This window comes from Iodidimonas sp. MBR-22 (assembly GCF_029946565.1).
GTDB classification, from domain to species: domain Bacteria; phylum Pseudomonadota; class Alphaproteobacteria; order Sphingomonadales; family Rhodothalassiaceae; genus Iodidimonas; species Iodidimonas nitroreducens.
The window spans coordinates 151,364-165,823 of sequence record NZ_JARKVQ010000006.1; the positions used below are offsets into that span (position 1 = coordinate 151,364).

General features: G+C 54.5%; 18 protein-coding genes. 7 read left to right on the forward strand and 11 right to left on the reverse strand.

Annotated features, from left to right (window positions below; translation table 11 throughout):
• Positions 1-36 precede the first annotated feature (36 nt).
• Together QK300_RS06660 and hspQ are read left to right on the forward strand one after the other, a co-directional pair.
• Positions 37-492, forward strand: coding sequence for a hypothetical protein (locus QK300_RS06660; protein WP_281300825.1), 456 nt, complete (start codon positions 37-39; stop codon positions 490-492).
• A 122-nt stretch (positions 493-614) separates the two neighbouring features.
• On the forward strand, positions 615-944 hold the full coding sequence (gene hspQ, locus QK300_RS06665) for a heat shock protein HspQ (RefSeq protein ID WP_281300824.1): 330 nt from the start codon (positions 615-617) through the stop codon (positions 942-944).
• Between the two features lie 10 nt (positions 945-954).
• Here the strand turns inward: hspQ and nrtS are convergent, their stop codons facing one another.
• A complete protein-coding gene (gene nrtS / locus QK300_RS06670) occupies positions 955-1,218 on the reverse strand; it encodes a nitrate/nitrite transporter NrtS (protein WP_281300823.1) in 264 nt (87 codons plus the stop codon).
• Positions 1,219-1,324: 106 nt separating this feature from the next.
• Between nrtS and trmFO the strand changes: the two genes are divergently transcribed.
• Positions 1,325-2,659: a methylenetetrahydrofolate--tRNA-(uracil(54)-C(5))-methyltransferase (FADH(2)-oxidizing) TrmFO gene (gene trmFO / locus QK300_RS06675; protein ID WP_281300822.1), complete on the forward strand. Its 1,335-nt coding sequence runs from the start codon at positions 1,325-1,327 to the stop codon at positions 2,657-2,659.
• 23 nt (positions 2,660-2,682) lie between these two features.
• Here trmFO and QK300_RS06680 read toward each other — a convergent pair whose 3' ends face one another.
• The 8 genes from QK300_RS06680 to hppD all read right to left on the reverse strand — a co-directional run bounded on the left by QK300_RS06680 (position 2,683) and on the right by hppD (position 9,560).
• Positions 2,683-3,285: a peptidylprolyl isomerase gene (locus QK300_RS06680; protein WP_281300821.1), complete on the reverse strand. Its 603-nt coding sequence runs from the start codon at positions 3,283-3,285 to the stop codon at positions 2,683-2,685.
• A gap of 73 nt (positions 3,286-3,358) precedes the next feature.
• Positions 3,359-3,886 carry a pantetheine-phosphate adenylyltransferase gene (coaD, locus tag QK300_RS06685; protein ID WP_281300820.1) on the reverse strand — a complete coding sequence of 176 codons (528 nt, stop codon included), beginning with the start codon at positions 3,884-3,886 and terminating at the stop codon, positions 3,359-3,361.
• Positions 3,887-3,976: 90 nt separating this feature from the next.
• A complete protein-coding gene (locus QK300_RS06690; RefSeq protein ID WP_281300819.1) occupies positions 3,977-4,660 on the reverse strand; it encodes a TIGR04282 family arsenosugar biosynthesis glycosyltransferase in 684 nt (227 codons plus the stop codon).
• Entirely contained in the window at positions 4,657-5,298 is a 642-nt protein-coding gene (locus tag QK300_RS06695; protein ID WP_281300818.1) for a hypothetical protein, read from the reverse strand. Before QK300_RS06695 ends, QK300_RS06690 begins: the two co-directional genes overlap by 4 nt.
• 12 nt (positions 5,299-5,310) lie before the next feature.
• Positions 5,311-6,186 (reverse strand): phenylalanine 4-monooxygenase, encoded by an 876-nt coding sequence (phhA, locus tag QK300_RS06700; RefSeq protein ID WP_281300817.1) that lies wholly within the window; start codon positions 6,184-6,186, stop codon positions 5,311-5,313.
• The gene (locus tag QK300_RS06705) at positions 6,183-7,202 is read right to left on the reverse strand and encodes a fumarylacetoacetate hydrolase family protein (RefSeq protein WP_281300816.1); all 1,020 of its coding nucleotides are present in this window, start codon (positions 7,200-7,202) and stop codon (positions 6,183-6,185) included. Before QK300_RS06705 ends, phhA begins: the two co-directional genes overlap by 4 nt.
• A gap of 55 nt (positions 7,203-7,257) precedes the next feature.
• Positions 7,258-8,406 carry a homogentisate 1,2-dioxygenase gene (locus QK300_RS06710; RefSeq protein WP_281300815.1) on the reverse strand — a complete coding sequence of 383 codons (1,149 nt, stop codon included), beginning with the start codon at positions 8,404-8,406 and terminating at the stop codon, positions 7,258-7,260.
• A 50-nt stretch (positions 8,407-8,456) separates the two neighbouring features.
• Entirely contained in the window at positions 8,457-9,560 is a 1,104-nt protein-coding gene (hppD, locus tag QK300_RS06715) for a 4-hydroxyphenylpyruvate dioxygenase (RefSeq protein WP_042087293.1), read from the reverse strand.
• A gap of 168 nt (positions 9,561-9,728) precedes the next feature.
• Here hppD and QK300_RS06720 point away from each other — a divergent pair, with 168 nt between their 5' ends.
• Entirely contained in the window at positions 9,729-10,247 is a 519-nt protein-coding gene (locus tag QK300_RS06720; RefSeq protein ID WP_281300814.1) for a MarR family winged helix-turn-helix transcriptional regulator, read from the forward strand.
• Positions 10,248-10,276: 29 nt separating this feature from the next.
• Here the strand turns inward: QK300_RS06720 and QK300_RS06725 are convergent, their stop codons facing one another.
• The gene (locus QK300_RS06725; protein WP_281300813.1) at positions 10,277-11,491 is read right to left on the reverse strand and encodes an acetyl-CoA C-acyltransferase; all 1,215 of its coding nucleotides are present in this window, start codon (positions 11,489-11,491) and stop codon (positions 10,277-10,279) included.
• A 151-nt stretch (positions 11,492-11,642) separates the two neighbouring features.
• Between QK300_RS06725 and QK300_RS06730 the strand changes: the two genes are divergently transcribed.
• The 3 genes from QK300_RS06730 to QK300_RS06740 are packed head-to-tail and all read left to right on the forward strand — an operon-like array spanning position 11,643 to position 12,775.
• Entirely contained in the window at positions 11,643-11,909 is a 267-nt protein-coding gene (locus QK300_RS06730; protein ID WP_281300812.1) for a hypothetical protein, read from the forward strand.
• Between the two features lie 25 nt (positions 11,910-11,934).
• The gene (locus QK300_RS06735) at positions 11,935-12,258 is read left to right on the forward strand and encodes a YbjQ family protein (RefSeq protein ID WP_042087303.1); all 324 of its coding nucleotides are present in this window, start codon (positions 11,935-11,937) and stop codon (positions 12,256-12,258) included.
• Positions 12,224-12,775: a heavy metal-binding domain-containing protein gene (locus QK300_RS06740; protein ID WP_281300811.1), complete on the forward strand. Its 552-nt coding sequence runs from the start codon at positions 12,224-12,226 to the stop codon at positions 12,773-12,775. Before QK300_RS06735 ends, QK300_RS06740 begins: the two co-directional genes overlap by 35 nt.
• On the opposite strand, the gene QK300_RS06745 is transcribed toward QK300_RS06740, so the two are convergent.
• On the reverse strand, positions 12,772-13,968 hold the full coding sequence (locus QK300_RS06745) for a flagellin (protein WP_281300810.1): 1,197 nt from the start codon (positions 13,966-13,968) through the stop codon (positions 12,772-12,774). The genes QK300_RS06740 and QK300_RS06745 overlap by 4 nt on opposite strands.
• Positions 13,969-14,460: the final 492 nt, after the last annotated feature.

The window sequence follows — 14,460 nt, forward strand, 5'->3', positions numbered from 1 at the left end:
GATCAGGCAGATAAATCATCAGGCTTTTTGTGTATCATGACCCAGTATCAATCCGATTTTCAGGCTGACTCTGCCCAGCTTCCCGCCTTGTATCAGATTTTGGAACAAGCGCAGAAAGAGATCGATAACCCGACCCTGCAATTTCCGCTCATCTTCAGCTTTATATGGGATGGCATAGAATTTGAATGTTCCATCAATAAGCCAAGGCACGGACAATCGCGCCTCAGCCTGAAAGCAAGGCTGGGCTATCTGCCCTTTTCAGCCGAAAACCCGGATGGCAGAAGGCATATGATCGCCATTTTGGAGCAATCGAAATTGCGCGATCATGATCAGATCACCAAAGATGCCCAAGGGCTGATCAGCTTTTCCAGCCTTACCGATATCGATGAACCCACCGATCTGCACGATATCATCAAGGCTTTGACAATCATTCTCTTTTCCATCGAAACCACCTTCAGCCGATTACATGGATGCTTTTCCCCCATTTCCTAAAACCAAATGGGTAAATTCCTTTCGGCACCGGGGCCAAAAGCGCTTGATCAGCGGCCCTACTCTCCTTTAATTTTAGCCCATTGCAGCACTTTAATGATCAGAAACAATCACAGGCACCAAAAGTGACAAGATTTGCGGAAGGAAAATTTTCAATCGGTCAGATCGTGAAACACAGGATCTTCCCATTTCGCGGGGTGATTTATGATGTCGATCCCGTTTTCGACAATAGCGAAGAGTGGTGGCTGTCTATCCCCGAAGCCATGCGGCCCAGAAAGGATCAGCCTTTCTATCATGTTCTGGCGGAAAATGAACAATCCACCTATATGGCCTATGTCAGCCAGCAAAATCTGGAATCCGATACATCCGGCCCTTGCCGCCATCCCGATATTCCCAATCATCTGGGCCCCTATCAGGATGGAAGCTATCGGCTTCCCCTGCACAGCCTGAATTGATGGCTATGGCTTAGCGAGGCTCTGGCTTAGCGGCCTGCATGCGGCTTTGGGCCACGATATGGGCCGCCCCGGAATAGCTGGAAACGCAATAGGGCACGATGAAGGTCATGATCACCTTCCAAAGCGGCGGCATCTCGCCTTTTAAAAGCAGCTCACCCTGATTGATCAAAACCAGAATAACACCAACAATCAGAGCCACTTTCAGCCCTCGATTAACCACGGATCGCAGGCGCAAAGCTTCAAATAATGTCATGGGCTGCGCGTTAGAATTCATGAAACCCTCTTGCCTCTGTTCACCAGATTTGAAATAGACTGCAAAGCCATCAACGGCAACCGCAAAAGCGCGAAGGCCACCCTCCCCCTCTCATAGGATTTTTCTCATGAACACTTGCGTCCATATCATTGGCGGGGGATTGGCGGGATCGGAAGCCGCATGGCAAATCGCCGAGCAGGGCATTTCCGTCATCCTGCATGAAATGCGCCCCAAAAGAACCACCGCCGCCCATCATGGTGAGGGATTGGCTGAATTGGTCTGCTCCAATTCCTTTCGATCCGATGATGCACAAAATAATGCCGTTGGCCTTTTGCATGAAGAAATGCGCCGGATGAATTCGCTGATCATGCGCTGTGGCGATGCCACCAAAGTGCCTGCGGGATCGGCCTTGGCGGTGGATCGCGATCATTTTTCGGATATGGTCAGCACCACCCTCAAAAATCATCCCCTGATCGAAATCGAGCGCGATTGCATCGATGAATTGCCCCCCGCCGATTGGTCGAATGTGATCATTGCCACCGGCCCCCTGACTTCGGATGGTTTAAGCCATGCCATCCTTGGTTTAACCGGAGAAGACAGCCTCGCCTTTTTCGATGCTATCGCCCCCATCGTTTATAAAGACAGCATCAATTTCGATATTGCCTGGTTTCAATCCCGCTATGATAAAGGCGAAGGGGCCGATTATATCAATTGCCCCCTCGATCAAGCCCAATATGAAGCCTTTATCAAGGCCTTACTGGAAGGGGAGAAAACCAGCTTCAAGGAATGGGAAGCCAACACCCCCTATTTTGAAGGCTGTATGCCCATCGAGGTGATGGCCGAACGCGGCCATGAAACCCTGCGCTTTGGCCCCATGAAGCCGGTGGGCCTGATCGATCCCCGCACCGGGCGCCAGGCCCATGCCGTGATCCAATTGCGGCAGGATAACAAGCTGGGCACGCTTTATAATATGGTGGGCTTTCAAACCAAGCTGAAATATGGGGCACAAACCGATATTTTCCGCATGATCCCGGGGCTTGAGCAGGCGCAATTTGCCCGTTTGGGTGGGCTGCATCGCAATACCTTCATCAATGCGCCAAAACTGCTCGATCAAAGCCTGCGGCTGAAAGCCGATCCCCGCCTGCGCTTTGCGGGGCAGATCACCGGCGTTGAAGGCTATATCGAATCCGCCGCCATCGGTCTGTTGGCCGGTCGGTTCGCCGCCGCCGAGGCGAAGGGCGAAAGCATCAGCCATCCGCCCATTGTCACCGCCTTTGGGGCACTTTTGGCCCATATCACCGGCGGCGCCCATGCAGAAAGCTTTCAGCCGATGAATGTGAATTTCGGGCTGTTCCCGCCTTTGGAAGGCCGGATCAGGAAAAAAGAGCGCAAGCCCGCCATGAGCGAACGCGCCCTTTTGGCCCTTGAGCAATGGCGGCAAAGCGCAGACAGCGCCGCCTGATCGCCAAAAAACCGCATCCGGCCCTATTGATTGGCTGATTGCGCGCTTTTATTTTGATCCGCGCTGTCTGATGCCAGGCTCATCTTGATGATTTTGCTCGGCTCCACAGGGGGTTCCCCTACGGCCAAGGCATCCACATGCTCCATGCCTGAGACCACGCGGCCAATGATGGTATATTTATTATCAAGGTTGCCGACCCGGCTGAAGGTGATATAAAACTGGCTGTTGGCGCTATCGGGATTATCGGCCCGGGCCATGGCCATAGTGCCCCGCAAATGCAAAAGATCACTGAATTCGGCTTTTAAATCCGGGAGTTCCGAACCGCCAGAGCCATTTCCTGCCGGATCACCGCCCTGCGCCATAAAGCCGGGGATCACCCGATGAAAAATCAGCCCATCATAAAAACCCCGGCGCACCAGTGTTCTGATCCGCTCCACGCTATTGGGGGCTTTATCAGGGCGCAATTGGATGGTGACCCGGCCCGTTTCCAGATCGAGATAAAGTGTATTTTCAGGATCGGCTAAATCCACAGCCTGATTTTCAGCTTGATTTTGCGCTTCGGCCGTGACCGCTGCACCGCTTAAGCTCAGGGCCAATAAGCCTGCAAGCCATTTTTTCAATATCATCGAAAACACCTTCAATTTCGCATATCCATTTCCCAACGCCCCAAATCTAATAAAACAGCGGGCATAGGGGCCATCAAGGGACCGCTTTGCGGCGGCGGCGATCAGCAATCTGGGCACGCACCGCATGGGCCACGCGCTTTGGAATGAATTGATCGATCCGCCCGCCATAGCTTGCGATTTCCTTCACCAGTTTTGAAGCAATCGGCTGATATTTGGCATCCGCCATCAAAAACACGGTTTCCACATCAGGATTGAGAAAGGCATTCATTCCGGCCATCTGAAATTCATATTCAAAATCCGAAACCGCCCGCAAGCCCCTGATGATGACCACCGCCCCGATTGTTTCGGCAAAAGACATCAACAAATCATCAAAAGGCTCGACCGTGATTTTGGCAGCGCAATTTTGGGCCAGTTCCGCCGTTTCGGCGCGCACCATTTTCACGCGTTCATCCAGCGAAAACAACGGGTCCTTGGAAGGATTGGTGGCAACACCGATCACAAGATGATCCACCAGCTTTGATCCGCGCCGGATAATATCCAGATGGCCATTGGTCACCGGGTCGAATGTTCCCGGATATAGCCCGATCCTTTCAGGTGCCACGCTGCCCTCCGCTGCTCGATCAATGAAAGATGCGCCTAGAATTATAGAGCGGGACCACAATAAGCAAGGCGGGCGACATGTCACTCAAAATCACATGCGCGTTTGATCGCTTTCCATCTGGCGCACCCATGCCATCAACCGCCTTTGGGCCGGGCTGCGATTGGCTGGCATTTCATGGGTCAGCGCCGCTAAATCTTCGGCTTCATCAATATCGTTTAAAAAATCGAGCATGGCGGGTGCGGGAAAGGCATGGGCTTTAAGGGCATCGATGAAATCGGCGCGGGCATGGGGCGTGCTATAGCGCGGGGCCAGCCACAGCGGCTTTGGAATCGGCCTTTTACCGCCAAAAAGCCAGAAACCCCCATCATGGGCGGGGCCAAAAACAAAATCCTGATCGTCTAGAGCCTGCTGCGCCGCCTTTAAATGTTTGGCCCCCATTTGCGGGGCATCGGCACCAATCAGGAAAACCTGCCCATGCACCCGGCGCAAGCCTTCATAAACCCGCCACATCCGCTCACCCAATGTGCCCGGGCCGGTATGACGCGCCCCAAAATCGCGCCAACGCGGATCCTCCACCCCCTCTGCTTCGGCCACGGCCCAGCGGGCGATCCAATCCTTGCGGGGCTTTAAAAAGCGCGACACGCTAAAGGCCACACAATCAAGGCTGTGGCTATAGAAATCTTCTGCCTGCGCGGTTCCAATGCCCCGGGCAAGCCGTGTTTTGGCCGGGGTCAAACCCGGTGTTTTAACAAAAATGGCAATCGCCCCGCTCATGGTCTCCGGCTCCATAATAAGGCCCAGGCCTCTGGTGCGGCCTGTTTGATCCAGCGAAATTGATAAAGCAGGGTCAAACGCAGCCAGCCTTTATCGCGATAGGTGCGGGCACTGGTCAATAAGGGAGCCGCGATGGGATGAAGGCGCACCCCCGCCCGCCGGGCCTGCCAGACGAATAAATGATCCTCGCCATAGGCGCAGGCTTCATCATAAGGCCCGCATCGCGCGAAAATTTTGGCCGAACAGGCCAGCCCCTGATCACCAAAGGGCACCGATAAAAGCCGTGAGCGCCAAAAAGCCCCCCATTGATTGAGCTTCACCCAAAAACCTGCCGCATCATCAAAAACCAGATCGAAATAATGCAAGGCATCCGGCTGGCGATGAAAAGCCAGCCGAAGCTTTTCAATGCTATCGCCTTCAAGGCGGCTATCGGCATGAAGAAACCACAAAATCGCGCCCTTGGCCCGAAGCGCCCCAGCATTCAAACTTTTCGCCCGGCTGCCCTCATTCATCACCAGAATTTCACACAGACCGGGTTGACCTTCAAGCTGGGCCAGCAAAGCGGGCAAAGCCGGCTCATCGGGCCGCACCGGGATAATCACCGAAATATCATCCATGATCAGGAAAGCTGCGCGCAAAACCAGCGCCCATCAGGCATCCTTGAGAGCCGCCGATTGCGCCATGGCATAGGCCTGGGTTCCTTGATGATGCACATGATCTTCATCCAGAATCGTTGCAACGGCATATTTGGGACGGGCTTTGATATGATCATAAACCGGCCCAAAAGGCTGATATGTGGCATCAAGAAGTTCTTTGAAGCTATTGATGACAAAATAGGTTTGCTGAAAATCATCGATACGGTAATCGGTGCACATCACCCGTTCAAGATCAAAATGCAGTCGATTGGGCGATAAATCTTCCAGCGCAAAGACCGATTCCGCCGGGCTGGAAACGATCCCCGCCCCATAAAGACGCATCCCCGCATCGGTTTTGATCAGGCCAAATTCCACCGTGTACCAATAAAGCCGGGCCAGATTATGCAAAACACCGCGCCCGGCCGCAGCCAATCCGCCCTTGCCATAGGCTTCCATATAATCCGCGAATACCGGATCGCTGAGCATCGGCACATGGCCGAAAACATCATGAAAAACATCGGGTTCCTGAATATAATCGAAATGTTTTTCATCCCGGATGAAATTGCCCGCCGGAAAGCGGCGATTGGCCAGATGATCGAAAAAAACCTCATCAGGCACCAGATCCGGCACCGCCACGACCTGCCAGCCGGTCCGCGCCATCAGGCGATCAGACAAATCCTTGAAATTGGGAATACCGCCATTCGAAAGTTTCAAAGCTTCAAGCCCGTGGAGAAACTGATCACAGGCCCTGCCCTGCAAAACATCGCGCTGGCGGGCATAAAGGCGATCCCAGCGATCATGTTCTGCCGGGCTGTAATGCCCCCAATCCTGATCAATGGTATAATCGGCATTGACCTCAACCTCGCGGCCTAGCCTTGTGGTGATTTTCATCTGCCGGGGCCTTCATATCTGGTAATTTTCTGATCGATCGCGCCAAATAATGACCGGCCACCCGCATCGCGCATTTCGATACGCACCCGATCGCCAAATTGCAGGAAAGATGTACGCATTTCGCCGGTCTGGATTTTTTCGATCATGCGGATTTCGGCGATGCAGCTATAGCCCGCGCCACCTTCGCCCACCGGTTTGCCCGGGCCGCCATCAAGCTTGTTTGAAACCGTGCCCGAACCGATGATGGTGCCCGCTTCCAAAGGCCGGGATTTGGCAGCATGGGCGATCAATTGCGGGAAGTTGAAGGTCATGTCGATCCCGGCATTGGGCTTACCGAAAGGCGCATCATTCAAAAAGGATAAAAGCGGCAGATGCAGCTTGCCATCCTGCCATGCTGCCCCCAGATCATCGGGGGTGAGCGCTAAAGGCGAAAAGGCCGATGAGGGCTTCGACTGAAAAAAACCAAAGCCCTTGGCCAATTCAGCCGGGATCAGATTGCGCAAAGACACATCATTCACCAGCATCAACAGGGCGATATGGGCCCCCGCATCCGCAACCGAAACGCCCATGGGCACATCATCGGTGATAATGGCGATTTCCGCCTCGAAATCGATCCCCCAGCCCGTATCCGCCATGGAAATATCATCATGCGGTGCCAGAAAACGATCAGACCCGCCCTGATACATCAGGGGGTCTTCCCAAAAGCTTTCGGGGATCTCGGCCCCGCGCGCCTTCCGCACCAATTCCACATGATTGACATAAGCCGATCCATCCGCCCATTGATAGGCGCGGGGCAAGGGCGAGGCGCAGGCCGCTTCATCAAACGGTTCGCCATCGATACGCCCGGCATCCAGATCATCGCTCAAAGCCTGCAAGCGGGGTGCACAGGACGCCCAATCATCAAGCGCCGCCTGAAGCGTGGGGGCGATCATATCTGCACGCACCATCTTTTCATGGTCTTTACAAACCAGAACCAACTGGCCGTCACGCCCTTTTTTGATGGATGCCAATCTCATAAACTCTCCTTGTCTTCGTCATCACGGTCAGCCTCAGAATTGAAAGACTGCCAGCCTATTCGGCGGCCGGGTCCATCCGCTTGGCGGCGCCCCAGCTTAAATAATAATCGGACCATTCCACCCCTTCCGCCTCGGCATGAATGGTCAGGGCATCGCGGGTATCGATCATCACTGCCACTTCATCTGTGGCGGTTTTCTGCGCTTTCAACCCCGCCGCAAACGCTTTGGGATGGGGGCCATGGGTAAAGCCGCAAGGATGCAGGGTCATCATCCCGGGATAGATATTATCGCGGCTGAAAAATTCGCCTTTGTGGTAAAAGATGAATTCATCATAATCATCATTATTGTGGTAAAAGGGCACCTTCAAAGCCCCCGGATCGCTTTCGATGGGGCGCGGCACAAAGCTGCATACCACAAAACGATCCGCCACAAAGGTTGTGTGGGCGCTGGGCGGCAGATGATAGCGATGGCTCATCAGGGGGCGAATATCCCGCCAATTGATCCGCACCGGCAGCAGATCCCCCTTCCAGCCCATGGCATCAAGGGGATTGAACGGATAGGTGATGATGGTGGCCTGCCCCCGGCGCTTCACCACCACCCGCCACGTGTCTTCCGTTTGCTGAGCCTTGAAAGCCGCATCGATATGGGGGGTTTCCAAAATCGCGGGATCGAAAATGGCATGGGCACCCACCAGCCCTTTTTCGGGCAGCCGATAGCTGGAATTCGTTGCCTCGATCAGCATCATCTTGCTGGGCTGGTGCGGCTCGATCCGCCACATGGTGCCGCGCGGCAGCAGGATATAATCGCCATCGCGATAGGGCAGATGGCCAAAATCGCAAAACAGCGCGCCCGCCCCTTCATGAATGAATAAAAGCTCGTCGCCATCTGCATTGCGCACCAGATGATCCATAGCCCGATCACAGGCCCAAAAGCGAATGGCGGTATGGGGATTGGATAATAAAAGCGCGGCATCCCAAGGGCTTTCACCCTTTAATGGAAGCTGATTGCCATCAAAAGCCCGGGGCTTTAATGGCCCATCGAAGGCAATCCAGCCAGTGGGGGCATGGCGATGATAAAGATGCGTTGCCGGGCCAAAAAAGCCCTCATTCCCCATCTCCCGCTCGAAAGCGCCTTCGGGGAAATCGGCATGAGCCTGCCGCGAGCTTTCGCCCTCGATTTTCGGGAAACTGATCTTATTGCGCATGCCCCACCCTTTTTGATGAACGCCGATCTTGTGAAAGCTAAACCTTAGCCTTATTCCGCCGCTTCATTCGATGTCAGATAGCCGCGACGGATTTGATCCTGTTCGATCGATTCAAACAGGGCCTTGAAATTGCCTTCGCCAAAGCCTTCATTGCCTTTTCTTTGGATGATTTCATAGAAAATCGGCCCGATCACATTCTTTGTGAAAATCTGAAGCAGCATCCCGCCGCCCTGAGCTTCGCCGCCATCCACCAGAATGCGCCGCTTTTGCAATTCCGCCACCGGCTCGCCATGATCGGGCAAACGCGCATCGAGCCGTTCATAATAGGTATCCGGCGTATCCTGAAACGCCACATCATGATCGCGCAAAATATCCACCGATTGGTAAATATTCCCTGTTCCCAAGGCGATATGCTGGATTCCTTCGCCTTTATATTCATCCAGATATTCATTGATCTGGCTTTTATCATCTTCGGATTCATTAAGGGGAATGCGGATTTTACCGCAGGGGCTGGCCAAAGCCCGGCTCACAAGGCCCGTAAGCTTGCCCTTGATATCGAAATAACGGACCTGCCCAAAATTAAACAGGCGGCCATAAAAATCCCGCCACTTATCCATATTGCCCCAAATAACATTATGGGTCAGATGATCGATATAGGTGAGGCCCGCGCCCCATTGCTTCATCCGATCCTCGGCATCGGGCAGGATATCATAATCCTCGATCCAGGCATTGGTGCCGCCATAGCCATCCACCAGATAAAGCCGCGATCCGCCGATCCCCTCGATAGCCGGTTTCGACAAAATCCGGTCATCATCCGTGATCGGCGTGGCATCAAGGCGCACCGCCCGTTCAAAGGCCTGATCGGCATTCGCCACCCGAAAGCCCATGGAACAGGCGCAAGGCCCGTGCTTTTTGGCAAAATCTGCCGCAAAGCCGGTTTTTTCCGCATTGATGATAAAATTGATATCCCCCTGCCGATGCAGGGTGATGTCGCGCGTTTTATGGGTGCCGATCACCGGAAAGCCCAGCTTTTCAAAAAGCGTACGCAGCATCTGCGGATCGGGCGCTGCATATTCCACAAATTCAAAGCCATCAGTTCCCATCGGGTTTTCAACTTTGGGATTTTCGGGCTGATTAACGGGCGTATCAGTCATCGCAACGGCTCCTTTTCCGCATCTATTTTATTGGTTACATATGTAACTAAATAAGCCGATGGGGCCCTTTTCGCAAGTCCCAATCTGATTTGTACGCCATCACAAAGAAGCTATGGCGATCTGCGTGCCATCTTGGCATGATGGCTTTGGAACCAGATGGATGCGCCGATGACCGATGAACACCAGCCGATAGCGGATAAACCCCGCCCCCATAGCGATCAGAAGACCCGGCTGAAATTGCCGCAGTTTCTGCCCTATCGGCTCGCCACGCTCTCTAACCGGATTTCCCGCACCATCGCGGCGCTTTATTCCGAACGCTTTCATCTCAGCATCCCGGAATGGCGGATCATGGCCATTTTGGGCGATGAAACCGATTTATCGGCCAGTGAAGTGGCTGAACGCACAGCGATGGATAAAGTGGCGGTGAGCCGCGCGGTTTCACGGCTTTTGGCCAAAGGGCGGCTGGAGCGGCATTTTTCCAGCACCGACCGCCGCCGCTCGGTGCTGGCGCTTTCGCCCGATGGCCGGGCGATTTATCGCGAAATCATGCCGCTGGCTTTATCTTATGAAGCACATCTGCTTGCGCATTTGAGCGGTGAAGAGCAAACAGCTTTGGATCATCTGCTGCGAAGGCTGGAAAGTCTTGATCTGGAAATGATCAAGACCCCCCAACATAATCAGCCATAGGCTTTGGCCTGAAGCCTTTGATGCGCCGATCAGGATGGCAGTTCCACCGCCAGCGCCGTGGCCTCGCCGCCGCCAATGCACAAGGTGGCAATGCCGCGCTTTCCGCCCCGCTGTTTTAAGGCATTGATCAAGGTCACCATGATCCGCGCCCCCGATGCGCCGATGGGATGCCCCAAAGCGCAGGCCCCCCCATGCACATTCACCTGATCATGGGGCAGATCAAGGGCATGGATGGCGGCCATCGCCACCACCGCGAAAGCTTCATTCACCTCCCACAGATCAACGCTTTTCTGATCCCAGCCGGTTTTTTCCAGCACGGCCTTGATCGCCCCTATGGGGGCCGTGGTGAACCATTCGGGCGCTTGGGCAAAGGAGGCATGGCCCCTGATTTCGGCCAAAATTGGCAGGCCACGTTTTTCGGCCTCAGATCGTCGCATCAGGATCAGCGCCGCCGCGCCATCGGAAATGGACGAGGAATTGGCCGCCGTCACTGTGCCGTCTTTGGCGAAGGCGGGCTTTAATTGCGGAATTTTATCAAGCCGCGCTTTGCCCGGTTGTTCATCGATACTGATCGTTACACTGCCCTTCCGATCCTCGATCTGCAGGGGGATGATCTCGGCGGCGAAGGTGCCATCCTCGCAGGCCTTTTGCGCCCGTTTCAGGCTTTCGATGGCATAGGCATCCTGAGATTCGCGGGTGAATTGATAATGCTGCGCTGTGCTTTCGGCAAAGCTGCCCATCAAACGCCCGGTATCATAGGCATCTTCCAGCCCATCGAGAAACATATGATCTTTCACCTCGCCATGGCCCAAGCGAAGGCCGCCCCGGGCCTTTGGCAAAAGATAGGGCGCATTGGTCATGCTTTCCATGCCCCCGGCCACAACGATATCATTGCTCCCGGCCAGCAGGCTATCATGGGCCAGCATCATCGCCTTCATGCCCGATCCGCACATCTTATTCACGGTTACAGCCCCAATGGCATCGGGAATACCGGCTTTTTTTGAAGCCTGGCGGGCCGGAGCCTGCCCCTGACCCGCTGGCAAAACGCATCCCATGATGGTTTCATCCACCTGATCGGGGGATAAGCCGGCGCGTTCCAATGCCCCCTTGATGGCATGGGCCCCCAGATCCGATGCTGAAAGGGCGGAAAGATCGCCTTGGAACCCGCCCATCGGGGTGCGGGCCATGGATGTAATGACAATGGGATCATCGGCAAAAGATGAACGCGAAGGGCTGTGCGACATGATATGGTCTCCTTTGATGCGCCTATCAGATAAGGGCGCGCCCCACCCCGGCGCAAGCCCCCTTGTGTCGGCCAGAAGATGAAGCTAACACATGATAAAATGTGAATGATCTATCCTCATGCCCGATCTTCGCTCAGGAAAGTTGCCTTTGATGACCGCAAAACACAACGCGCCCCAGGCCTCACCGGCTGATGACAAAAAGCCCGATTATGAACGGCCCGATGGCCAGATGCATGATGATCAGCCCCGCCGCGATGATTTTTCGCTGATCGGCTTTTTGCTTTTTGCCGGATTGATGGGGGGGGCGATGATTGGCGGCTTTGGCTTTTATGCCCCGGTGCCCGGTGCGCTGATGGGGGCGGCCCTGGGGCTTGGCATTGCCTTTGCGCGCTATTTATGGGTCCGATCCCGCCGCTGAAGCCGCCAAAGCAGGAAAATCCAGCATGATCGTCATTTCAACAGATCAAATTCCCGGGCGGGTGATCTCAAAAACCCTTGGCATTGTGCAGGGCTCTACGGTGCGCGGCAAGCATATCGGGCGCGATATTGCCGCCGGGCTGAAGGGGATCATTGGCGGCGAATTGCGCGGCTATACCGAATTGATGAATGAAGCGCGGGAAGATGCCATTGCCCGCATGGTGGCCGAGGCGCAAAAGCTGGGCGCGGATGCCATTTTATCGGTGCGGCTGACAACGGCATCTGTGACCGGGGGTGCAGCGGAAATTCTTGCCTATGGCACGGCGGTCCGGCTCGATGTCCAATCCTGAACCTAAGCTGGATTGGATAGATATGCTGGGCCGCATTTTTGCGCCTTGGTGGTTTGATGGCGGGATCAATCTTGGGGAAATGCTGCTCAGCTGGCTCATTCTCACCGCCCTTCCCACCCTGGCCCTTGTGTATCTGGCCATGCGGATCTCGTTCAATCATGCCAAAAGCCTGAAACGGCGGGCCTCCCTGCCCCATCGCCCGTTGCTCACCACACTGAAAAACGCGCCTGCAGGTTATGGCGAGCCTATTCTGGTTTGCGCATCTTATGTTGGCTCCCATGCCCGCATCCGATCTTTGGTGATCTTATTCCAGCGCCTGATCGGCGGCCATATTCCGGTTCTGGAAAGGATGCTGGCCCGCAGCCGAAACGAGGCTCTTTTGCGGCTTGAACAGGAAATGATGGCGGTGAAGGCCGATCTTTTGATCAATCTGCGCTTTCAGCAAAGCCAGATTGGCCAGAATAACAGCATTGCAATCACCGCCTATGGCACAGCCTTGCGCAAAACGCGATCTTAGTTCCCGAACAATGCCAGAATCGATTGTGGCGAGCTATTGGCAATAGACAGCGCCTGTAAGCCCAATTGCTGCTTCACCTGAAGCGCCTGAAGGCTGGCAGATTCCCGCGCCAGATCGGCATCCACCAGATTACCGATCCCCACCTGCAATTCATCCGATAACCGAATGGTGAAATTGGTGGATAATTCAAGCTGGCGCGCCGCGGCACCAAATTCCGCCAATACGCTGTTCACCACCTGAAGCGCATTATCAACTTCCACCAATGCCTGTTCGGCCCGGACATTTGAGCTGAAATTATCCGCCGGTCTTGCGGTGATGGTAAAGGGCGTTGCTGTTGCGATTGAAAAATCGGCTTCCAATTCAGCCTGAGAGGTTCCTGCCGGGATCGTGAAGGTCTGACCGCCCAGGCTGATGGTATTTCCCGGTACTGCGGGGATGGGGAAGGTGACCCCCGAAAAATCAAAGCTCGCCGGATTGGTGGTGGGGTTAATGATGCCATCGGCATTGCCTGCCGCCACAAGGGCATTGACGAAATCGCGATCATCAAGATTTCGGGCGATATCGGAAAGATTAGTGATATTGACGTCAAAACCTATTGCGGGATCAATCTCGAAACTATTGATCATCATCTCAAGGCCGTTTGTCGTCAGATCGCGGCCATTGATTTCAATGATATTTGATAATTCGGCTTCGCCCGCATCAACAATTCCATCGCCATTGATATCATTCACCGCCACCTCGGTGCCGGTAAGGGCGGTGATCCGGGTCAGTGAGGGATCAACGATATTGGTGCCGTTGAAATTGGCCTGACTGACAACCGAATTGACCTGCTCCAAAAGGCGGCTGAACTCATCGCTCAAGGCCTGGCGGGATTGGCTATCGATTCCGCTATCGGCAGCAGCGATGGTGGTTTCCCGCATATCGATCAGCAGATCGGATATGGTCTCAGCAGCCGCAATGGCGATATCGACCGTTGAAGTGGCGCGATCAAGGCTGGAGCGTACGGCTTCAAAACCCCGCACCTGCCCGCGCAAATTCTGGGCAATCGAGAAATTGGCCGGATCATCGGCAGCCGTTCGCACATCAAGGCCGGTATTAATACGGCTTTGGGTTATTTCCAGGCTGCGGTTGGTACCGACAAGCTGACGCAAGGCTTCTAATGCGCTACTATTCGTATTGACTGAAAAGGCCATTTTGCCCCTCCTTCATATTAAGGGCGACATCTGCCGCCGGTGCTTTTGCAATCGCAGCAGCTAATGCGAGAAGCGTGCCAATTCAGAATTAATTTTATAAGTAATTGTTTTTGATCAATAATTTTTAGAATTTGTGCGCGTTGAGATGCGAAGAAAGAAAGCTCATTCCACCGGATAGGGAAAATCCGCCCCAGCCAAAGCGGCAGAATTTACCACGTCTTTTGTGGCCCCCTCCCCCGTGTCATGCCGGATGCGGAGGAGCCCGAAGGGATGCGCCGCAGAGCCGGAGTCCATCTTTGAAGGATGGAGCATGGGAAAGGGTGGACCCCGGCTCGGGGGCCGGGGTTGTCTGTTTAAAATCTGGTAATCATAGCGTGCTGGCAGTGATAATGCCGGTATCGGATCGGGGAGGCCTCCCCGATCCGATGATGGTGGTCGCTCGTGCCGGGGTAGGGCTTATCGCTCGTCGTCATCGGGAGCGCCACCATCGCC